Origin of the sequence: Aquimarina intermedia, assembly GCF_008124785.1 — a bacterium.
GTDB lineage: Bacteria > Bacteroidota > Bacteroidia > Flavobacteriales > Flavobacteriaceae > Aquimarina > Aquimarina intermedia.
In genome coordinates, this window is sequence record NZ_VNHU01000001.1 from 124,952 (window position 1) to 147,431 (window position 22,480).

A 22,480-nucleotide genomic window follows, 5' to 3' on the forward strand; every position below is an offset into this window, starting at 1 on the left:
TTTAACTACTTTGCGCGTCTAATACAAACTCAATAGTTTATAATATGAAAAAATTTATTTTAAGTGTTGCGGCACTTGCGACAATTTTAATTTCTTGTTCAAAAGAAGAAGTAGTAAGTACTCAAGAAGGAGCTGATCAAGAAATAGTTCTTGATAACGGAGAGCAGCTTGGGAAAACCAGAAAATGTTTTGCAGCTGAAAATCTAGCTTCTCAGTTAGCACAAAATCCAAAGCTCGCTTTAACTATGGAAACTATAGAAGCGAAAACAAAAAGTTTTATCCAAACTAAAAGACCTCCTAATAGTGGCGGAGGTGATGAGCCTTCATCTGATTTTCCTGTGGTAACAATCCCTGTATATGTTCACGTAATTTACAATAACAGTCAGGAAAATATTAGCGATGCACAAATAAACTCTCAAATCGCGGTTTTAAACAAAGATTTTAGATTGACAAATGGGGATGCAAGCTTAGTTCCATCTGAATTTTCAGGAAATGCTGCAGATACTCAAATTCAATTTTCTTTAACTGGGATCACCAGAAAATTTTCTACCAGAGCTGAATGGGGAACGCGAGATGATATGAAAAAATCAAGTCAAGGTGGAGTTGATCCTATTGACCCTGCAAATTATCTTAATATATGGATTTGTAATATAGGTGGTGGAATTTTAGGATATGCTCAATTCCCAGGAGGAAGTGCTACTACAGATGGAGTCGTAATAGCAGCACCTTATTTTGGAACGGAAGGATATGTTTCTGCTCCTTTTGATCTTGGAAGAACTGCTACTCATGAAGTAGGACATTATTTAAACCTTAGACATATTTGGGGTGATGGAAGATGTAGACAAGATGACTTCGTAAATGATACGCCAGCTTCTGACCGGTCTAATTATGGTTGCCCATCATATCCTACTACCCATTGTAAATCAAATGATATGACAATGAATTATATGGATTATACAAATGATGCCTGTATGTACATGTTTACTAACGGTCAAAAATTACGTATGCGTGCTGTTTTAGAGTCAGGAGGTGCTAGAGCATCATTAGCTCTTTAGTGCTTGGTTTAATACTTATCAAACATATTTAGAAGAGATACCTTTACCGGGTATCTTTTCTTATTCTATTATAACTTTTTTTAGACACTAATTCATAGCACTTACTATATCTGCTATAAAATTATTAAAATCAAAATCTTCACTTAAGCCAAAACGGGCAATAACAAGCTCTTTTGAAGGGATTATAAATACACGTTGACCTTGATATCCATTGGCAGAATATATATCCAATGGTACGTCAGGTAATATCTCAGGGTCGTGCAACCAAAAATGACCACCGTACACTCCATTAGAGTCGTTGGCTGGAGTTGTTACATAGTCTTTCCAGGGAGCATCAAAGACTTGTTCTCCGTTCCAGTTACCTTCATGCAGATAGAGAAGACCAAATTTGGCCCAATCTCTAACAGTAGCCCAGGCATATGATGATCCAACATAGTTACCTTTCATATCTGCTTCGAGCACCATACTGTGCATACCTATTCTGTCAATAAGTACTTTATAAGGATAGTCCAAGTACTCTTGAGTAGTTCTGAATTGCTTTCGTAAGATACCTGACAACAGATTCGTAGTCCCAGAGGAGTAATTCCAATGAGAACCTGGAGCGTGTAAGAGTTTTTTATTTGCCTGGATGGTGGTCATATCCCGAGCTTTAAACAACATGCGGGTAACATCAGAAATACTACCGTAATCCTCATCCCATGCTAATCCACTGTTCATTTGCAATAGGTTATGAATAGTAATATTTTTTCGATCATCTTGCTTCCATTGCTCTACAGGAGCGGTATCCATAATGTCGAGATTCCCTTCAAACTGGCGTATCCCGATTAGGGTGGCCAGAATACTTTTTGTCATCGACCAGCCGAGAAATTTGGATGTTGTATGGTATCCCTCGGCGTAATGTTCTGCTATGATTTGATCCTTGTACAGGACTAATAAAGCACGGGTAGTTGTTAATGAATCTTGTTTAATAATATGATTAACCAGCCTTGCTATTTTCTTGTAATTGACATTTCTAAATACCGTATCCTTTTGTGGTAAATCCCCATAAGGGTAAGGGAGAGCCTTACTGATCTTTGCTCTATTGGGCCTGAGATTAAAAGGAGTCTTTGCATAATTGTCATCCACTAAAACACTGCCTAAACCTTCGCGATACAAGGCGGTTCTTTTCATCAAACCAAATACAGAAGCCTCGGCACTTTCTTGCGAGGGATCTATTTGATCATGGGCTAGATTGACAGGAGCAAAATTATTATCGTGTGCATCGGTAAATTCAAGCGATCTATTAGCCAGGAACACCGATGAACAGGTGTTTTTTGCTGAATATCCTGAAAGGATAGTGAGCTTTTGGTAATTGATAAACCCAAGAATAATCAGTCCGATAAGCACTATAATTATGGAAAGAAATATAATTTGTCGTCGTTTCATAAGCGAGGTTTAAATCATTTAGTATTTACACAACCGTACTAAGAAATACTTAGTATTTTTGCAAAAAGAAAATTGCTATGCTAAATGTACAGAAAATAAGAGAAGATTTTCCAATACTTAAACGTCAGGTAAACGGGAAACCTTTAGTATATTTTGATAATGCTGCCACTTCTCAAACACCTCAGGTTGTAATCGATGCAATTGTTGATTATTATAGTAACTACAACGCAAATATACATAGAGGAGTACATAGTTTATCTCAAGAAGCCACTGACGCTTACGAGAAAGCCAGAAAAAAAATTCAGAGGCATTTTAATGCTAAACACGCTCACGAGATCATTTTAACTTCGGGTACCACGCACAGTATTAATATAGTTGCTACCGGATTTACTACATTGCTTTCTGAAGGTGATGAGATAATTGTTTCTGCCTTAGAACATCATTCTAATATTGTACCTTGGCAGATGCTCTGCGAGCGAACCGGTGCTGTTTTAAAAGTAATCCCGATGAATCAAGAGGGAGAACTACTCATGGAGCGCTATGATCAGTTACTTTCTGAAAAAACAAAGCTTGTTTTTGTAAATCATATTTCAAACGCGTTGGGAACAATAAATCCTATCGAATATATCATTAATAAGGCACATGAGGTAGGAGCTGCTGTTTTAATTGACGGAGCCCAATCTTGTCCTCATATAAAGCCGGATGTGCAAGCTTTGGATGCTGACTTCTATGTTGCTTCTGCTCACAAGCTTTGTGGACCTACCGGAGTAGGTTTATTATATGGGAAAGAAGCATGGCTTAACAAACTACCACCATATCAAGGAGGTGGAGAGATGATTGATCAGGTAACATTCGAAAAAACTACCTATGCAGGTCTGCCACATAAATTTGAAGCAGGAACCCCCAATATTTGTGGAGTTATAGCTTTTGGGACTGCTTTAGACTATATGAATACTATTGGGTTTGATGCTATAGCTTCCTATGAGAAAGAACTGCTTGACTATGGTACGCAACAACTCTTACAAATTGACGGGCTTAAGATTTATGGTACTTCTGTAAACAAAACTTCTGTTATTTCCTTTAATATAGAAGGGATACACCCTTACGACATTGGTTCTATTGTTGATAAATTAGGGGTTGCAGTACGCACTGGGCACCATTGTGCCCAACCTATAATGGATTTTTATAAAATCCCCGGAACAGTACGTGCTTCTTTTTCGTTCTATAACACCAAAGAAGAAATTGACATTTTGGTAAATTCAGTTAAAAAAGCGGCCACCATGTTACGTTAGTTCCGTAACCCCAAAAAGGTTATATAATAAATTGCGATTCAGAATTCATTTTGCGTTAATATATTGATGTTTAGTTAAATAATTTATCCTATTTCGGAAGTAATTATAACACAAACTCAAATATTTAACACTATGAAAAAATTAACATTGTGCGCCTTAGCACTTGGTTTTATGTTGACCACCTCGTGTGAAAAAGAAGAACAATCTTTTGATGAATCAAATTTTGCAAATGTCGAAGAAGTTTTGGCTTCAAAACGAAAATGCTATGCGAGCGAAATGCTTGAGAAGCAACTGCAAGAAGATCCGATGATGGCAAAACGTATGTCTGATATCGAACAAACCAGCAAAATATTAGTAATGCTCAGATTCAATCTCAAATCGACGTACTAAACAGAGATTTTAGCAAAACAAATAGTGATGTCTCCTTGGTGCCTAATGAGTTTTCAAATCTTACGGCAGATGTAGATGTTCAGTTTACCTTAAAGCAAGTGACTCGTAAGCAAAGTAACAGACGTTCGTGGGGAACAAGGGATCGAATGAAACGTTCATCACGTGGAGGCGTGGATGCGATTGATACAAGCAGAAACCTAAACATTTGGATCTGTAATATTGGAGGAGGAATTTTGGGATATGCACAATTTCCTGGAGGTAGTGCTTCTACAGATGGAGTAGTGATTTCTCCGCAGTATTTCGGAACTCAAGGGTATGTAAGTGCTCCATTTGACAAAGGTAGAACAGCAACGCACGAAGTAGGACATTGGTTGAACTTGCGTCACATTTGGGGTGACGGTGGATGTAGTGTAGATGATTATGTTTCTGATACACCTGTATCCAGCACTCCAAACTATGGTTGCCCAAGTTATCCAACGCAACATTGTAATTCAAATGATATGACAATGAATTACATGGATTATGTAGATGATAGCTGTATGTATATGTTTACCACAGGCCAGAAAAATAGAATGAGAGCTTTATTTGCTTCAGGCGGTTATCGTTCAGCATTTGCTCAATAAAATTAATTCTAAGATAATTAAGATAAAAGACGTCCGTGTGACGTCTTTTTTTGTAATTTAATTTAAAAATTAATGATGATGAAAAAGCTTATCAGCGTTGTACTACTCACCTTATTTTTTGCTTCCTGCAAAGAAACAAAACGTCTTCTTGTTGCAGATCACCTTGTCGATTGTACCGGTGTTGGATCACAACAATGTATGTTAATTAAAGAAAACCCGGATGATGATTGGACGTTGTTTTATGACAAGATTGAAGGATTTGAATTCGAAGAAGGGTTTTCTTATGAAATTGAAGTGGAGGTAACCGCCATAGATAACCCGCCGGCTGATGGTTCTTCACTTAGGTATAGGTTGAGTAAAGTACTTAGTAAAACTAAAACCATAAAACCAAAAAACTTATCAGTGCAACAACCCGTTACTATCGAATACGAGGCTACCTCGAGAGGCTTTTATCTGGCGGCTATAATTACGCAGGAGACCGTAACAATAAGTCATGACAGAAACCGAAAAGAAACAAACTCAAAACCCTGCTCTAAGCAAGCCTGGGAAAAGGTTCAGAGTCTCTTAAATACTATTAAAATTAAAGAGATCCATACGCTGGAGGCTCCTACCGGAAAACGATTGTTTGATGGAGCTGCACATGCACAACTGAAAATTAGTTCGGGCGATAGTGTGTATACATCCACAAGTTTCGATCATGGGGCACCTCCTAAACAAATAGAACCATTAATAAAACACATACTCTCATTGGTAGAAAGTGTTGAAAAGGAGTAATAGATGTTGTACTTTTGTAAAAAATAAAATTTATGTCTATACAAGAAATTCAGGAAGAAATCGTAGACGAGTTCAGTATGTTTGATGATTGGATGCAACGATATGAATATATGATCGAATTAGGCAAGTCACTTCCGTTGATTGAAGATAAATATAAAACAGATGACAATATAATTAAAGGGTGTCAAAGTAAAGTTTGGGTACATGCAGAGATGAAGAATGATCAAATTGCATTTACAGCCGATAGCGACGCTATAATAACAAAAGGAATTATAGCGATTTTAATTCGAGCATTTTCAAATCAGCATCCACAGGATATTATCGATGCAGACACCAAGTTTATTGATGAAATCGGATTGAAAGAACATTTATCCCCGACTCGGGCGAACGGTTTGGTAAGTATGATAAAGCAACTCAAATTATATGCAGTAGCGTATCAAACCCAATTAAATTAATAGTACAGATTATGAGCGAAATAACAATAGATACTAATGAACTGGGAGAAAAGATTGTAAAGGTTATTAAGACTATTTATGATCCGGAAATCCCTGTTGATATATATGAACTGGGACTTATTTATGATGTCTTTGTAAATGAAGATTATGATGTAAAAATTTTGATGACACTTACTTCACCAAATTGTCCGGTTGCAGAATCGTTACCTGAAGAAGTTCGAGAAAAAGTCAAATCTCTTAATGCTGTGAATGACGTTGAGGTAGAATTGACTTTTGAACCAACTTGGTCGCAAGATTTAATGAGTGAAGAAGCAAAGTTAGAATTGGGGATGTTATAAAACCTTTGAAAGGTTAATACAGTAACTACTCAAAATAAGCACAATTGTTGGAAGTTGAAGGTATGAAAGAAGAAATTGTCAATAGAGTGACACAGAATCAAAAGCTTGTAACTTTTGACTTGGAGGATTATTATCCAACAGGGTCACGGGTATCGTTAGACATAAAAGACTGGTTATATCAAGGACTTATTTTAAAAGAAAATGATTTTAGAGCACATATAGCCAATCACGATTGGACACAATATAAGAACACATATGTAGCCCTCACATGCTCTACAGACGCCATTATTCCGGGCTGGGCCTATCTTTTATTGACAAGTCAACTAGCGCCTTACGCCAGTGAGGTGGTTGTGGGTACGCTAGAAATGCTCGAGACCTATCTTTATCATGATATTTTGAGCCATCTGGACTATACGCCTTTTCAAGATAAATATGTAATTATAAAAGGATGTTCAAATAAGCCGGTACCGCCAAATGCATATACTATGGCGATTCAAAATTTACAACCGTTGGTCAAAAGCTTGCGCTATGGTGAGGCTTGTTCTTCGGTACCTCTTTACAAACAGACCTAAGCCGTTTGTCGAAAAACCGCAGCATTCATCGAAAAAATCCCTATAGACTTCTTAAACTGTATTATGAATATTGCGGCATTAGTATCTTTACGCAAACATAAACCAAATAGAAGTGAACCGCTTCATAGCATATCACGCTATGAACACTACTTAAAACTATTTTAAATTATTAGTAAGATGAAAAAAACATTAATCACCTTAGCTTTGCTAGTGAGTGCAACGCTTATGTATGCTCAAGAAGAAACTCAAGAAGAAACGCCAAAAGATGGATGGAGTGATTCGGGTACAATAAGTCTTCTTTTTAATCAATCCGCATTTAATGCGGAGTGGCAGGGTGGAGGAACCTCTAATATCGCTGGTAACCTGTCATTGAGTTACGATATTAATTACCGTAAGGGTGATGTAACATGGGATAATAAAGTATTGGCAGATTATGGTCTTACCAAGTTAAAAGGTCAGGAATTCACGCGCAAGACAAATGATCGGTTAGAGTTAAACTCAATTGTTGGAAAACAAATTAAAGAATCAAATTGGTTTTATTCATTCTTTCTAAACTTTAGAACACAATTTGACTCAGGATATGAGTATTTTGAGGAAGATGTGCTTGAAAATGGAGTTGTTGTGGGTACCCAAGAAGCTCGTCTCGAAACCACCCATTTTTTATCACCGGGTTACTTGCAAGCGGGACCAGGTCTGTTATGGAAAAAGAGCGATAACTTTAAGGTTAATTTTGCTCCTGCTACAGCCAGATTAATTTTTGTAGATGATGCCTTTACTAGTACTCCAGGGTATGTTGATGGGGATTATTTTGGGGTGGATGCCAATGAATCTACCAGATTTGAGTTTGGTGCAGCAGTAAATGGGTATGCTAAATTCAATTTGGTTAAAAACGTATCGATGGAGAACATCTTAAATTTATATGCTAATTATTTGGAAGACCCTCAAAACGTAGATATTGATTATACCGCTAATATTGCAATGACAATTAATAAATTCATGTCAGCAAACATTACATTTCAAGCAATTTACGATGATAACGCTGTTAAAGGTTTTCAAATACGTGAGGTTTTTGGATTAGGAATTAACTACGGTTTCTAGAAAAAAAGTTTTACAAAATATTCTCAATTTGCCTCCTAATTTAGGAGGCTTTTTTCTTCGAATAAACCTAATAAAATCATCCCATAACCGTTATAAGCCCTACACACTCTTTATATTTGCATTTTTGAAATAGAATTAATAGTGAAGTATGAGAAATTATCTTCTTTACATCATAAGCATCGTATGCAGCGTAGCCTCATATTCTCAACAAAAGAATGTTGAAAAGGATTCTCTTGATGGCTGGAAGACGCAAGGAAAAGTAGCAACTTTAATCAATCAGGCAGCTTTTAATAATAATTGGCAAGGAGGGGGTACTACCAACGTAGCGGGCAATGTGACTATCAAATTTGAATTCAATTATCGACAAGGTAGTCTCACATTGAATAATCGTTTTTTAGCCGATTATGGACTTACAAAAATAAAGGACAAGAAGTTTACCCGTAAGACAAATGATAGAATGGAGTTAAACTCAGTTTTAAGTAAGAGAATTAAAACTACCAATTGGTATTATTCATATTTTATCAATTTTAAATCACAGTTTGATAAAGGGTTTAGGTTTGTAAAAATTCCGGACACAGAAGAAGAAATACGAATAGAAGAAACACGTTTTTTCTCACCTGCTTATATACAAACAGGACCGGGTATTTTATGGAAAAAAAGTGATTTATTATATGTAAACATAGCGCCTATAACCGCAAGAATGATTTTTGTGGACAATCAATTTACTGATGGTGAGGAGTATGAGGATGGGGATTATTTTGGATTAGATAAGGGAGAGACCTCACGTTTTGAATTTGGAGGATCTATCTCCATGTATGCTAAATTTACCATCATGAAGAATATTTCATTAGAAAATATTCTTAACTTATATTCTAACTATATTGAAGAAGCTTATAACATCGATATTGATTATACCATGAACCTTCAACTCAAAGTAAACAAGTATATCTCCACTACATTGGCTTTTCAAGCAATTTATGATGATAATGCAACAAGAGGCTTTCAGATCAGAGAGATCCTCGGTTTTGGTCTAACCTATACCTTTTAAATTATTTCTCTCCCTCTTGTTCCATAAATTCCGGATATAGAAAATTATTGTATGGAAAACGGGTTACATGAATTTCCCGAACCTCCTGATATACTCGTTTTCTAAATTCATCCATATTTTCTTTATTAATTGCCGAAATAAACAAAGCATTATCCCCTATCTTACTCATCCAGGTATCGCGCCACTCATCAAGCGTATAATGTGCTTTGGTACGAACTGTAGTAAGGTCATCTGCCTCGATAGTTGCGTGGGAATACGCGTCTATCTTGTTAAACACCATAATTGTCGGTTTATCCAAACTTGCAATCTCTTCCAGAATCTTATTTACAGAAGCAATATGATCCTCAAATTGAGGATGAGATATGTCTACGACATGAAGCAACAAATCTGCCTCTCTAACTTCATCCAACGTACTCTTAAAACTCTCTACTAACTGGGTAGGTAATTTTCTTATAAACCCGACGGTATCGCTTAGTAAAAAAGGAAGGTTCCCAATGACTACTTTTCGTACCGTGGTATCCAGAGTAGCAAACAGTTTATTTTCAGCAAAAACGTCGCTCTTTGCAATGACGTTCATTAAGGTTGATTTACCAACATTTGTATATCCCACTAAGGCTACGCGTACCAATTGACCACGATTACCTCGCTGTGTAGCCATCTGTTTATCGATGGTTAGCATTTTTTTCTTTAATAAGGAGATGCGATCGCGCACAATACGGCGGTCCGTTTCGATCTCTGTCTCACCCGGACCACGCATTCCGATACCCCCACGCTGACGTTCCAAATGTGTCCACATCCCGGTAAGTCGAGGCAGTAAATATTGATATTGAGCAAGCTCTACCTGAGTTCTCGCATAGCTTGTCTGCGCACGTTGCGCAAAAATATCAAGAATTAAATTCGTACGATCAATTATTTTCGATTTTAAAATACGCTCTATGTTACGCTGTTGTGCAGGTGTTAACTCATCATCGAAAACTACAGTGCCAATATCATGTTGCTCAACATATGCTTGCACCTCTTCCATTTTACCGGTACCGATAAAAGTTTTAGAATTGGGCATATCCATTTTTTGAGTAAAGCGTTTGACCACTTCTCCACCGGCGGTATAGGTAAGGAACTCTAATTCATCTAAGAATTCGTTAAGTTTTTCTTCGTTTTGATGTTTTGTAACGATACCAATAAGTATGGCTTTCTCGTACTCAAAGTCTTTTTTTTCTAGCATCGATTTTGCTTTAATCTACTTGCACGTATAAGTGCGTAATTAGTTATCAAAGGTACAACATTGTCTGGGTTTGAATTTGTACTTTAGGAGTTTCTTATAATTTCTTCCTACATGGATTTACCATTATTTCGTTCAACTAAAAACGATTCACTATACACACTAGCTTTTTATAACCTCGAAAATCTGTTTGATACAGAGGATGATCTCAAAACATTGGATGACGATTTTCTTCCACATTCTGAACGCAGATGGAACCGCAAGCGTTATGAAAAGAAATTGTACAAGCTAAGTTCGGTTATTACAAGGATTGGGACATCTAAAAGCTCTAAACCACCGATTCTCGTTGGTGTTGCTGAGGTCGAAAACAAAAAGGTGTTGCTAGACTTGGTAGCAACTAAAAAAATGGTGTCTAATCAATATGGTATTGTTCATTACAATTCTCCGGATGAACGAGGCATTGATGTTGCCTTATTATATCAGAAAGATCACTTTAAGGTCATAACCTCTAAAACAGTTACAGTACTCGTTGATAATGAACCTGGAATAAGGGATTATACTCGTGACATCTTACATGTTGAAGGATTTATGAATGAAGAAAAAATTCATGTTCTTGTGAATCATTGGCCGTCTCGCCGAGATGGGGCTGAAAACACTGCGTATAAAAGAATTATAGCAGCTCAGAAAAACAGAGAACTTATAGCACAAATTCAAGCACATGATGCGGAAGCTAAAATTGTCGTCATGGGTGATTTTAATGACGACCCTAATAGTGAAAGTGTAAAGGATCACTTGGTTCAGCAAGATCTTTATAACCCAATGATGAAATTACACACTAGATATCGAGGCAGTTTGAGTTATCGTAGTCAATGGAATTTGTTTGATCAGATAATCATAAGTCATTCATTCCATAAATTTCAGCGAGGAAAACATAGTTTTGATCATGCTGATATATTTGACAGAAAGTATATTAGAGTATTTGAAGGCAGATATAAAGGAAGCCCTTTTCGTACCTACGCTGGACCCAATTATCAAGGCGGCTATAGTGATCATTTTCCTGTATATATATCCTTAAAGTTACATTAAAATGACTTATTTTTCAGCAATAAAACAGTACCTTAATTGCTTAAAGGTTTCATAACCTAAAAACCTACCCAAATTTATTGTGATTTTCAAAATTGCCGTGGTATAATATATACTTAAACACACACACAATGAATCTTAAATTACTCTTCACCCTTGCGGTAAGCATTACCCTATGTTGTACAATGAGTAGTACAGCACAATCCGTTTTTATAAACGAAATTCACTACGACAATTCAGGTACCGATGTTGACGAAGCTATCGAAATAGCCGCCCCCGCCGATACAGATCTCAGCGGTTGGAGCCTCGTTTTATACAATGGCTCTAATGGTCAAATGTACAACACCATCGCCTTGTCAGGTAGTATTTCGGATCAGCAAAATGGTTATGGAACGGTGATCGAAACTTTACCCACCAACGGTCTACAGAACGGTGCTCCGGATGGCGTTGCTTTAGTTGATAATTCGAATACTGTTGTTCAGTTTTTGAGTTATGAAGGTGTATTTACAGCAGTAGATGGACCTGCATCGGGTCTTACAAGTGTTGATATTGTAGTTTCAGAAACAAGTAGCACTGCGGTGGGGAGTTCGTTACAACTTTCGGGTAATGGAACAAATTATACCGATTTCACTTGGGAAGCATTGGATACAAATACTTACGGTGCTGTAAATACGAATCAAACCTTTGGTACGGTGGTAATCGATCCGGTTCTCAATGAATTTGTACTGAATCACACGGGATCGGATACTGACGAATTTATCGAAATTCTAGCGGGACCGTCTACAGATCTAAGTATGTATACCGTACTGGAAATAGAAGGAGACAGTAATGCAGCGGGAATGATTGACGAAGTAATTCCACTGGGAACCACAGATGCATTAGGTTATTTTACAACCGACTTTGCGGCAAATATGTTCGAAAACGGAACCCTTTCACTTCTTTTGGTAAAGAATTTTACAGGAAATCCGGGAGATGATTTAGACACTAATGATGATGGCGTGTTCGACAGTACTCCATGGGAACAAATAGTAGATGCCGTGGGAGTTAATGACGGTGGAACCGCTGATGTTAATTATAGCAACGTAACATTATCACAGTCCTTCGATGGCAGTACATTCACTGTGGGCGGAGCCTCTAGATTTCCTAATGGTACGGACACCGATGCTACTTCGGATTGGAGACGCAATGATTTTGACGGACAAGGATTACCAAGCTTCCCTCTTGCCAATGCAGAACCGGGAGAAGCTATCAATACTCCTGGTGGTGAAAATCAAGTTGTAGATGAGGTTGCAGAAGTTGTAGTTTTGATTAACGAGGTAGATGCGGATACTGAGGGTTCTGATATACTTGAATTTATTGAATTGTATGATGGTGGTATGGGCAACACTGCGTTAGATGGTTATACAGTTGTCTTATATAATGGGTCAAATAACCAATCTTATGCCGCATTCGATTTATCCGGATTTACGACCAATGCGAATGGATATTTAGTATTAGGAAACCCGGGTGTAAACAATGTAACAATTACTTTTCCCGGAAACGGAGTACAAAATGGAGCCGATGCTGTAGCGCTTTACAAAGCTGATGCCGCCAATTTTCCTAATGGAAGTGAAATTACCACTACCAATCTTATTGATGCGCTGGTTTATGACACTAATGATGCGGATGATGCCGAGCTTTTGACACTCCTTATTATGGGAGAGCTTCAAATTAATGAGGATGCTAAAGGTAACAAGGATATGCATTCTATGCAGCGTTTTCCTAATGGTTCCGGCGGATTAAGAAATACGAGTTCCTATACACAGGCAGTGCCTACTCCGGGGACATCAAATACGAATGCTACGGAAGAAGTCGCGCTCATCATTAATGAGCTCGATGCAGACACCCAAGGTTCTGATGCCTTAGAGTTTATAGAACTATATGATGGTGGGGTTGGAAACACTGCATTAGATGGTTATGTATTGGTTAATTATAATGGAAACGGGGATACAAGTTATAATGCCTTTGATCTGGATGGTTTTTCTACAAATGCCGAGGGATATTTTGTTTTAGGAAATGCAAATGTGGCTAATGTAAACTTAGTAGTGCCGGGTAATAGCTTTCAGAATGGAGCTGATGCTGTAGCTTTATATTTTGATAACGCTAGTAGTTTTCCGAACGGGACCGCACTATCAACTACGAATCTTATTGATGCCATTGTTTATGATACAGACGATGCTGATGATGTAGAGCTGTTGGCTTTATTAAATGAAGGTGCACCTCAGTTGAATGAGAATAGTAATGGTAATAAGGATGGAGAATCTCTGCAGCGTATGCCAAATGGAACGGGCGGACCCCGTAATACCCAAACCTATGTTGTCAAGGATCCAACACCGGGAGTATCCAATGATGGCGTCATCGTAGTTCCGGGCGAGATTATTTCTATTGCCGCAGCTCGTGCAGCAGCGATCGGTACTCCGGTTACGATTACAGGTGTACTTACGGCAACAGATAATTTTAGAGGACCGGCGTTTATTCAAGATGCTACGGGGGGTATAGCCGTATTTGATCAGGTGATTCAATCCGGAGATACATTTCAGGTTGGTGACTCAATAACCCTTACGGGTACGCGAGTTGCTTTTAATGATCAGGTGCAGATTGACTCGGTAGTTGATGTAGTTGACAATGGCGAACCTCAGCAACCTATCACCCCCTTACCCATTATACTATCAGAACTCGCCAATCATCCGGGAGAATTGGTAGTGGTGCAAAATACAAGCTTTCCTAATCCGGGAGATTTATTATTTGGAAACGCCAACTTTACGTTAACCGATGCAAATGGAGCAGGAGAGCTACGTATAGATAATGATGTAACTACGCTGGTAGGTAAAGTACAGCCAATTACGTGTCCGCAGATTACAGGAGTCGTAGGCCGTTTCAGAGAATTTTATCAACTCTTACCTCGTAATGCCGACGATATGCCTTGTGCTTTAGAATTTATTCCGCCAGGTGATACTATTAGTTTTCCGAAAGAGGAAACTTTTGACGTTGTTACTTGGAATATTGAATGGTTTGGCGATGAAGCCAATTCTCCGGTAGGAAACAACCCTATGTCTGATGCTATACAACGAGACAGTACAGCTGTAGTGTTAAAAAAATTAAATGCCGATATTTATGCCGTCCAAGAAATTGCAGATGACTTACTATTTGCAGAACTGGTAAGCACGCTGCCGGGATATGATTTTATTTTATCGGATGCATTTTCAAATCCATCTTCTACTTCAAATGTTCAAAAATTAGGATTTATATATAATACAGAAACCGTAAATGTAGTATCAACCCGAGCTATGTTTACCACAATACATCCATTGTACAATGGGGGTGATGCGAGTGCAATAGCTGATTATCCAAATGAAACCACCCGATTTTTTGCAAGTGGTCGTTTACCGTTTCTGATGACTGCTGATGTGACAGTTGACGGAGTCACCGAGCGTATTGATTTGGTGGCATTACATGCGCGAGCAAACAGTGGCACTGATGCTCAGGCACGTTACGATATGCGGAAATATGATGTTGAGGTGCTGAAGGATTCTTTAGACGCTAATTTTGCTACTAATAAAGTTATTTTGTTAGGTGACTATAACGATGATGTCGATGAGACGGTTGCAGATATTAGTTCGACTATATCAAGTTATGAACGATATATACAGGATAGTTCAAATTATACCATAGTATCATCAGCTCTCAGCGATGCAGGTCTACGCTCTTTTATTTTTAGAGAAAATATGATCGATCACATTGCTATTACAAATGAATTGGATGAAAGTTATCTGGAAAATTCGGTCACGGTACATTATGATGTATATGATAATGATTATGCTTTTAATACCTCTGATCATTTACCGGTATCTGCCCGATTTTTATTGACGCCACCAATAGTAGAAAATGAATGTATTGGAGGCTCTATGGTAGCATTCGATCAAGGCCTTCGTAAAGATGGACGCCGTGTAGCCTATCATCGTAGTCGCGCTCAGAAAGCATTGGGTAGCCCTAATGAGCGACGTTATTTTAATTTTGTGAGTTTAGGATTCGGTGGATCTATTACTATTGAATTGAATAATGAAATTTTTGACAATGTTGACAGCGACGAATTTATGGTGTATGAATCTACTGGATTTAGAGACAATATTTCTTGTCATTATTTTCCGGAAGAAGCTGAGGTTTTTGCTTCTGTAGATGGAGAAACGTTTGTATCTCTTGGAAGTACCTGTCAGGACGGCGCTTTTGATCTGGCTAGTGGTGGTTTGCGTAGTGCAAAATTTATAAAAGTAGTTGACACCAGCGATAGCAGTAAGTTTCCTTGGTTTGCAGACGGGTATGATTTGGACGCTATTGTATGCTTGGAGTCTGGAGAAACCATTCCGTTGCAAAAAGCAAGTGGAAGTATTGATAAACCTACTGACTACGAAAGCGAATTATTGACTGAAGCCGATACTATAGAAGGTGTTGAAATTGTAGCTTCGCCAAACCCTGTGACTGATAGACTAAGTGTTCGCTTTACCACAAAAAACCGAAGTTCTTTACTTATATCGATTACCGATGTAACAGGACGAGAAGTATATACACAACAAGCGGTTATGAACTTTGGAAGTTCAATTCTGCAAGTAGACATGAAATCGTTTCCTCAGGGTATTTACGTAATTAAAGCAATCGACAAAGAGAATGGATCACAATACATAGAAAAGATTGTAAAAGAATAATTCTTTAAACTTTAATGGAACAAGTGTTAATTGAAAAGCCGACTGTTATGGTCGGCTTTTTTATATCTTGATCTCTAAAATTGCTTAACGACTTGCGTATGAGTGGGTTTTGAAAATATTATAGACTTGACATTGTTGTCAGATGATTATAGTAAAAGTCAACTATTTTACTTTACCCTCACATACTTCTCCTTGCAAGCCTCAATACACTGTATTGGATAGTCTAAAATAAGCGCACCATCTTTTAATTCAAAATTAATACTTGATTCGGTAGTGTCACAAGTGATCATAAGCTTTGAGTTGTTCATTGAATACGATCCGGCAGTGCCTATGGTTGCATCCTTACTCATTTGACAGTAGGAAGTAGTACTCTTTAGCGTACCATCTGCCAGAAAAGTAATTACTTTATTCTGGTTTGCTTTTTGAAAGGAGCCTTGACCATTACCGGGATCTACTAAAACTTCGCTTAATTGCCAGGTGCCGACTAAGGCTGACTCTTTCTTTTCGGCGCAAGCATAAAATACCAGAATAATAAATGTGCTGAGGAGTAACTTTTTCATAAATACTGAATTGTGTGTTATTGATTTACGAAGCTATAAAAATTCACGTGAAATACCTTACGGATATACCGCCGAGTTAGTATTTGAAAAACCCTTATATTTTTAGGATATAAGGGTTTAAAATTATAGAAATAAAAAGCAGTTACTTTTGATTCATTAAACTTTCGATTTCTTCTGCTTCAATAGGAATGTTCTCCATTAAATTGATTGGTTCTCCTTTTTCTTGAACGACTACATCATCTTCAAGTCGAATACCGAAGCCTTCTTCCGGAATATAAATCCCGGGCTCCACGGTAAACACCATATTTGCTTGTATTGACTCAGTCAGAATACCGTAGTCATGAGTATCTAATCCTATATGATGAGATGTACCATGCATAAAATATTTTTTATATGCTGGCCAGTCTGGATTTTCATTTTGTACGTCTGCTTTATCTAAAAGACCTAGACCCAATAATTCTGAAGTCATCAATTTACCTACCTCTTCATGATACGACTCCCAGTAGGCACCAGGCACTAATAATTTAGTAGCTTCATTTTTTACCCGTAACACTGCATTGTACACCTCTTTCTGTCTCTTTGTATAGCTTCCTGAAACCGGAATAGTACGGGATAAGTCACTTGCATAATTAGCGTACTCTGCCGCAAAGTCCATGAGTATTAGATCGCCGGGCTTACATTCCTGATTGTTTTGCACATAATGCAAAACATTTGCGTTGTTACCACTGGCGATAATTGGGGTGTACGCAAAACCTTTAGAGCGATTATTTAAAAACTCATGCATAATTTCTGCCTGAATATTATATTCCCACACTCCGGGCTTTACAAAGGATAATACACGTCTAAAAGCCTTTTCAGTAATATTACACGCAGTTTGCATAAGATCTAGTTCGATGGGATCTTTTACAGAACGTAAACGTTGTAAAATAGGATTACTTTTTGCAACAGTATGGGCAGGATACTTTGCTTTCCACCATTTGGTAAAACGATCTTCACGAGTTTCGGTTTCTACGTTGGCTCGATAATGTTCGTTGGTATTTACGTAGACGGTTTCACATTGCGTCATAATTTCAAAAAAAACTTTTTCGAACTCCTGTAACCAATATACAGTTTTTACACCTGAAGTTTCAAAAGCCATTTCTTTAGTAAGTTTTTCACCTTCCCAAACAGCGATATGATCATTTGTTTCTTTTAAGAACAGTATTTCGCGATGTTTTTCTTTAGGAGCATCAGGGAAAAGCAGTAAAATACTCTCTTCCTGATCAACACCACTAAGGTAAAAGATATCACGATGCTGCTCAAAAGGCATGGTACTATCAGCACTGATAGGATATATATCGTTACTGTTCAAAACGGCAATACTATTTGGCTTCATTTGAGCCATAAAATTTTTTCTGTTTTTGATAAATAGACGCTTATCAATTGGATCGTACTTCATTTTCTTTTTTTAGTAATTATCTATTAATTTATATACGCTAGGGGAAGTCAAAATAACTTTCATTTTTTTTCAGATCCACTAGGCTCAGATTATATTCTATAAATACGTATTGTTAAACAATATCTAAAAATTTTGACATTATTTTAACATTACATAATTTCATACGCTAAAATTAAGAATATTCTATGCAAACCTAAGATATTGAGAGAAGATACGATACAACTTAGCCCAATTTTTAGAGGGTATGTAGTATGTATCCTTTTTACTTTATCCACAACAAATCATTCATGAAACTAAATTGGACCGCAACGCTATTGATGACACTTGTAGGTGTTATACAAGCACAACAACCATCAACCTCTGCACAAGATCAGCAACAAGCACTTATACAAAAACAAAATCTCCAAAAAACATCATTAGTCAAAAACATCCCTTTTGAGAACATTGGACCTTCTGTAATGAGTGGGCGTGTAGTAGACATTGCAGTAAATCCCAAACAGCCTACAGAGTTTTATGTAGGATATGCTTCAGGAGGATTATGGTATACCAATAACAATGGAACTACATTTTCACCTGTTTTGGATACTGCCGAAACTATTAATGTGGGTGATATCGCTGTACATTGGGAATCAGGAACACTTTGGGTAGGTACAGGAGAAAACAATGCGTCCAGGTCTTCCTATGCGGGCACTGGAATTTTAAAATCCGAGGATAAAGGAAAAACGTGGAAAAATGTTGGGCTGACTGACTCACATCATATAGGAAGAATTGTGATAAATGCCGAAAATCCGGATGAGGTAATTGTCGGTGTTGCAGGCCATTTGTATTCTGCTAATGAAGAACGTGGAATTTATAAAACTGTAGACGGAGGAAAAACCTGGAAAAAAACACTCTTTATTGATGAGAAAACCGGAATTATTGATGTAGCTGTAGCTCCTCAAAATTTTAAAATTCAATATGCTTCGACTTGGCAGCGTGATCGTAAAGCGTGGAATTTTAAAGGAAATGGTGAAGGATCTGCGATTTACAAAAGTATCGATGCGGGAGATACCTGGACCAAAATTAGCACAGAAACGAGTGGTTTTCCAGTGGGTGATGGTGTAGGGCGCATAGGGATAGCTGTATTTGATGAAAACACAGTGTACGCGGTTCATGACAATCAAAATCGGAGAAAAGTAAAAGAAGAGAAGGGAGACACCAAGAGCTTGACTAAAGAAGACTTTAAAACGATGTCAGTGGAGGTCTTTTTAGAGATCGAGGACAAGAAACTAAATGCGTACCTGAAACGAAATGGATTTCAGGAAAAATACAGAGCAGAAAACGTAAAGCATATGGTACGTGGTGGAACCGTCAAGCCCATCGACTTGGCGAAGTATCTTGAAAATGCGAATGCAGCACTATTTGATACACCTGTAATTGGGGCCGAAGTGTACCGCAGTGATGATGGAGGTACTAGTTGGAAAAAAACACACGAGGATTATCTCGACGATATTTTTTATAGTTATGGGTATTACTTTGCCCAAATACAAGTTAATCCTTCAAACAAGGAGCATATTTATATCTCGGGAGTACCCATAGTGAAGTCCAAAGATGGTGGAAAGACATTTGAAAGCATAAGCGCAGAGAATGTTCATGCCGATCATCATGCATTATGGATAAATCCTGAGAACCCGAAACATTTAATTAACGGGAATGATGGAGGTGTTAATATTACCTATGATGATGGATACAATTGGTTAAAAGCAAATCAACCAAGTGTTGGACAGTTTTATGCCATACAAGTGGATAATGAAGAACCATATAATATTTATGGAGGATTGCAGGATAATGGGGTATGGGTAGGATCCAGTACAGCAGAAGAAGATGTAGCTTGGCATCAAAATGGTCAGTATCCATGGGAAAGTATTATGGGAGGTGATGGAATGCAGGTGCAAGTTGATACTCGTAATGCTGATATTGTGTATACGGGATTTCAGTTTGGTAATTACTATAGACTTAATCGTGCAACTGGAGAATCTACCTATATTCAACCAAAACACGAGTTAGGGGAATCTCGATATCGTTTTAACTGGCAGACTCCGATACTATTGTCTCCTCATAATCAAGACATCCTATATCTGGGAGGTAATAAGCTGATGCGATCTATGAATCAGGGAACAGATTGGCAGGCAATTTCAAAGGACTTAACAGGTGGCGGTAAAAAAGGTAACGTTGCCTATGGTACTCTAACAGCAATTAGCGAATCTCCGTTTCATTTTGGTCTTTTGTATACAGGGAGTGATGATGGTTTTGTATATCGTAGCGATAATGCCGGTGGTAGCTGGACCTTACTCTCAAAAGATTTGCCCAATGATTTATGGGTGTCTAGAATAGTAGCTTCACAGCATGCTAAAGATAGAGTATATGTAACCTTGAATGGTTATCGATGGGACGACTTTACGCCGTATGTATATCGTAGCGAGGATCGTGGGGCAACGTGGACAGCTATAGGGAATTCCATCCCGATGTCTCCTGTAAATGTTATTATTGAAGATCCTAAGAACGAAGATGTTGTTTATGTAGGAACAGATAATGGTGCATATGTTAGCTTTGACCGGGGTAACTCTTGGGAGACTTTTTCAAAAGGACTCCCACCAGTTGCAGTACACGATATGGTTATTCAGTCAAAATCGAATGATTTATTGATAGGAACTCACGGAAGAAGCATTTATCGGACAAATGTTGAGCCTCTTCAAGGTTTAACCAATGCGCTTACGGAACCCTTACATATTTTTCCGATTTCGGATATTACCTATTCAAAAAATTGGGGTAATTCATGGAGTAAATGGTTAGCTCCTAAAACACCGGGGACTTTATTGAAAGTTTATTCTAAAAAACCAGAAGAATTAGTGATCACTATTAATACCAAAGAAGGTAAGAAGCTGTACGAGTTTACTACAAAAGCAGATCGGGGTCTTACATATGTCCCCTATGATTTAAGTATACCAAAAGAAGGTAAAAAGGTATATGAAAAAGAGTATCCTGATGATGAACTCACTAAACGTAAAAACGAAAAATATTACTTACCGGTTGGAACCTATCAAGTTCAAATAACCAATGGAGCTACTGTTGCTTCAGAAATGTTTGAAATTAAATAAAAGCTTATTCAAAAAGCTGCAGTCGGTTTTTCAATTGTCTATTAGCCTGCTGCAGCTTTTCGATTTTACTTAACAGATGTTGTATTACTTCTATTCCATCGACATTAACACCCAGCTCGGTTTTCAGGCGCAGCAAACGCTCAAAATCACCTAAGTGATCCACATGTAAATAATATTGCTCCTCAACATAATGTACTTCTATAAGTTCTTTTTCTATTAATAAGGAGATAAAGGAAGTTTCAACCCTGTACCGGTTACATAAATCTTGGGTCAGGATATATTCTGTAGTTCTCATGAGTTTAAATTTTTAAGGGTTGTAAACAATTCCTTTTCTTTAGGACTTAGCTTTTCGGGAATTTTGATAGTGTAGGTTATATAAAGGTCTCCAAACTGCCCTTCTTTTTTATATTTTGGAAATCCTTTACCCTTTAGCTTCACCTTAGTTAAGTTCTGTGTGCCGGGCTTGAGCTGCAGTTTTACTTTTCCATCAAAAGTCTCCACCATAATCTCGCCCCCCAGAACCGCATCAAAGAGGTTGAGTTCAACATTTTTATATAGATTAGCCCCATCTCGTTTAAAATCTGAAGTATTTAAAATCTCAAAAGTGATATAGAGATCCCCATTAGGACCTCCTTGAATTCCCGGCGCACCATGATTTTTTATTTTAATAGTTTGTCCGTTTTCTACGCCCGCAGGAATCGTTAATCGAATTTTTTTGTCATTAATAGTTAGGGTTTGTTTTTGCGTGGTGTATACATCGGCTAAATTTAACCGTAGCGAAGCATTATAGTCCTGTCCTTTAAACTGAGGTCTGTGTCCGCGGCCTTGTTGTCTCTTAGCTCCGCCAAACATAGTTTCAAAAAAATCTGAGAAAGTATCGTCATCAAAATTGCCTGAATATGAATAGCCTGAATCCGAACCACTATAGCTTCCAAAAGGACTACCTTGTGCCTGCTGCCGTTTTTTAGCCTCTTCAAATTGTTCAGCATGCTGCCAGTCTTTTCCATATTGATCATATTTTTTTCGCTTTTCTTGATCGCTTAAAACTTCATTGGCCTCATTAACCTGTTGAAACTTCTTTTTAGCTTCAGCGTCGTTTGGATTAAGATCAGGATGATATTTCCTGGCTAATTTACGATATGCCTTTTTGATATCAGCGGCAGTAGCTTTCTTATCAAGCTCTAAAACTTTATAATAATCAATAAACTCCATTTAGTGCATTATTTTATTTAAA

The 22,480-nt window shown here is 37.7% G+C and carries 19 protein-coding genes; 13 read left to right on the plus strand and 6 right to left on the minus strand.

The genetic code is table 11. The features are described from left to right. Window positions 1-44 precede the first annotated feature (44 nt). Window positions 45-1,055: a zinc metalloprotease gene (locus tag BD809_RS00445; RefSeq protein ID WP_148780983.1), complete on the plus strand. Its 1,011-nt coding sequence runs from the start codon at window positions 45-47 to the stop codon at window positions 1,053-1,055. Window positions 1,056-1,142: 87 nt separating this feature from the next. On the opposite strand, the gene BD809_RS00450 is transcribed toward BD809_RS00445, so the two are convergent. Then, entirely contained in the window at window positions 1,143-2,480 is a 1,338-nt protein-coding gene (locus tag BD809_RS00450; protein WP_148780984.1) for a serine hydrolase domain-containing protein, read from the minus strand. A 77-nt stretch (window positions 2,481-2,557) separates the two neighbouring features. Here BD809_RS00450 and BD809_RS00455 point away from each other — a divergent pair, with 77 nt between their 5' ends. The 9 genes from BD809_RS00455 to BD809_RS00490 all read left to right on the plus strand — a co-directional run bounded on the left by BD809_RS00455 (window position 2,558) and on the right by BD809_RS00490 (window position 9,070). Further along, window positions 2,558-3,772, plus strand: a complete 1,215-nt coding sequence (locus tag BD809_RS00455; protein ID WP_148780985.1) for an aminotransferase class V-fold PLP-dependent enzyme — start codon at window positions 2,558-2,560, stop codon at window positions 3,770-3,772. 132 nt (window positions 3,773-3,904) lie between these two features. Then, window positions 3,905-4,162: a hypothetical protein gene (locus BD809_RS15980; protein WP_211356678.1), complete on the plus strand. Its 258-nt coding sequence runs from the start codon at window positions 3,905-3,907 to the stop codon at window positions 4,160-4,162. Window positions 4,163-4,200: 38 nt separating this feature from the next. Next, window positions 4,201-4,785, plus strand: a complete 585-nt coding sequence (locus BD809_RS00460) for a zinc metalloprotease (RefSeq protein WP_317130836.1) — start codon at window positions 4,201-4,203, stop codon at window positions 4,783-4,785. Between the two features lie 78 nt (window positions 4,786-4,863). Then, the gene (locus tag BD809_RS00465; RefSeq protein WP_170251712.1) at window positions 4,864-5,559 is read left to right on the plus strand and encodes a DUF4377 domain-containing protein; all 696 of its coding nucleotides are present in this window, start codon (window positions 4,864-4,866) and stop codon (window positions 5,557-5,559) included. A 32-nt stretch (window positions 5,560-5,591) separates the two neighbouring features. Beyond that, a complete protein-coding gene (locus BD809_RS00470) occupies window positions 5,592-6,014 on the plus strand; it encodes a SufE family protein (RefSeq protein WP_148780987.1) in 423 nt (140 codons plus the stop codon). An 11-nt stretch (window positions 6,015-6,025) separates the two neighbouring features. Continuing rightward, a complete protein-coding gene (locus BD809_RS00475; RefSeq protein ID WP_148780988.1) occupies window positions 6,026-6,352 on the plus strand; it encodes a DUF59 domain-containing protein in 327 nt (108 codons plus the stop codon). 62 nt (window positions 6,353-6,414) lie between these two features. Then, window positions 6,415-6,924 (plus strand): DUF2480 family protein, encoded by a 510-nt coding sequence (locus BD809_RS00480; RefSeq protein ID WP_148781422.1) that lies wholly within the window; start codon window positions 6,415-6,417, stop codon window positions 6,922-6,924. 177 nt (window positions 6,925-7,101) lie between these two features. Continuing rightward, on the plus strand, window positions 7,102-8,022 hold the full coding sequence (locus BD809_RS00485; RefSeq protein WP_148780989.1) for a DUF3078 domain-containing protein: 921 nt from the start codon (window positions 7,102-7,104) through the stop codon (window positions 8,020-8,022). Window positions 8,023-8,170: 148 nt separating this feature from the next. Beyond that, window positions 8,171-9,070: a DUF3078 domain-containing protein gene (locus BD809_RS00490; RefSeq protein WP_148780990.1), complete on the plus strand. Its 900-nt coding sequence runs from the start codon at window positions 8,171-8,173 to the stop codon at window positions 9,068-9,070. Window position 9,071: 1 nt separating this feature from the next. Here BD809_RS00490 and hflX read toward each other — a convergent pair whose 3' ends face one another. Continuing rightward, entirely contained in the window at window positions 9,072-10,292 is a 1,221-nt protein-coding gene (hflX, locus tag BD809_RS00495; protein ID WP_148780991.1) for a GTPase HflX, read from the minus strand. A gap of 111 nt (window positions 10,293-10,403) precedes the next feature. Between hflX and BD809_RS00500 the strand changes: the two genes are divergently transcribed. Further along, window positions 10,404-11,375 carry an endonuclease/exonuclease/phosphatase family protein gene (locus tag BD809_RS00500; protein ID WP_148780992.1) on the plus strand — a complete coding sequence of 324 codons (972 nt, stop codon included), beginning with the start codon at window positions 10,404-10,406 and terminating at the stop codon, window positions 11,373-11,375. A 128-nt stretch (window positions 11,376-11,503) separates the two neighbouring features. After that, window positions 11,504-16,111: a T9SS type A sorting domain-containing protein gene (locus tag BD809_RS00505; protein ID WP_148780993.1), complete on the plus strand. Its 4,608-nt coding sequence runs from the start codon at window positions 11,504-11,506 to the stop codon at window positions 16,109-16,111. Window positions 16,112-16,278: 167 nt separating this feature from the next. Here the strand turns inward: BD809_RS00505 and BD809_RS00510 are convergent, their stop codons facing one another. Continuing rightward, window positions 16,279-16,671, minus strand: coding sequence for a lipocalin-like domain-containing protein (locus tag BD809_RS00510; RefSeq protein WP_148780994.1), 393 nt, complete (start codon window positions 16,669-16,671; stop codon window positions 16,279-16,281). Window positions 16,672-16,813: 142 nt separating this feature from the next. Beyond that, window positions 16,814-18,109: an aminopeptidase P family protein gene (locus BD809_RS00515; RefSeq protein WP_148780995.1), complete on the minus strand. Its 1,296-nt coding sequence runs from the start codon at window positions 18,107-18,109 to the stop codon at window positions 16,814-16,816. A gap of 287 nt (window positions 18,110-18,396) precedes the next feature. Between BD809_RS00515 and BD809_RS00520 the strand changes: the two genes are divergently transcribed. Next, on the plus strand, window positions 18,397-21,246 hold the full coding sequence (locus BD809_RS00520) for a VPS10 domain-containing protein (RefSeq protein WP_148780996.1): 2,850 nt from the start codon (window positions 18,397-18,399) through the stop codon (window positions 21,244-21,246). A gap of 4 nt (window positions 21,247-21,250) precedes the next feature. On the opposite strand, the gene BD809_RS00525 is transcribed toward BD809_RS00520, so the two are convergent. Together BD809_RS00525 and BD809_RS00530 are read right to left on the minus strand one after the other, a co-directional pair. Then, window positions 21,251-21,541: a chaperone modulator CbpM gene (locus tag BD809_RS00525; RefSeq protein WP_148780997.1), complete on the minus strand. Its 291-nt coding sequence runs from the start codon at window positions 21,539-21,541 to the stop codon at window positions 21,251-21,253. Beyond that, entirely contained in the window at window positions 21,538-22,458 is a 921-nt protein-coding gene (locus tag BD809_RS00530) for a DnaJ C-terminal domain-containing protein (RefSeq protein WP_148780998.1), read from the minus strand. The genes BD809_RS00525 and BD809_RS00530 overlap by 4 nt, the downstream gene beginning before the upstream one ends. Between the last annotated feature and the right edge of the window lie 22 nt (window positions 22,459-22,480).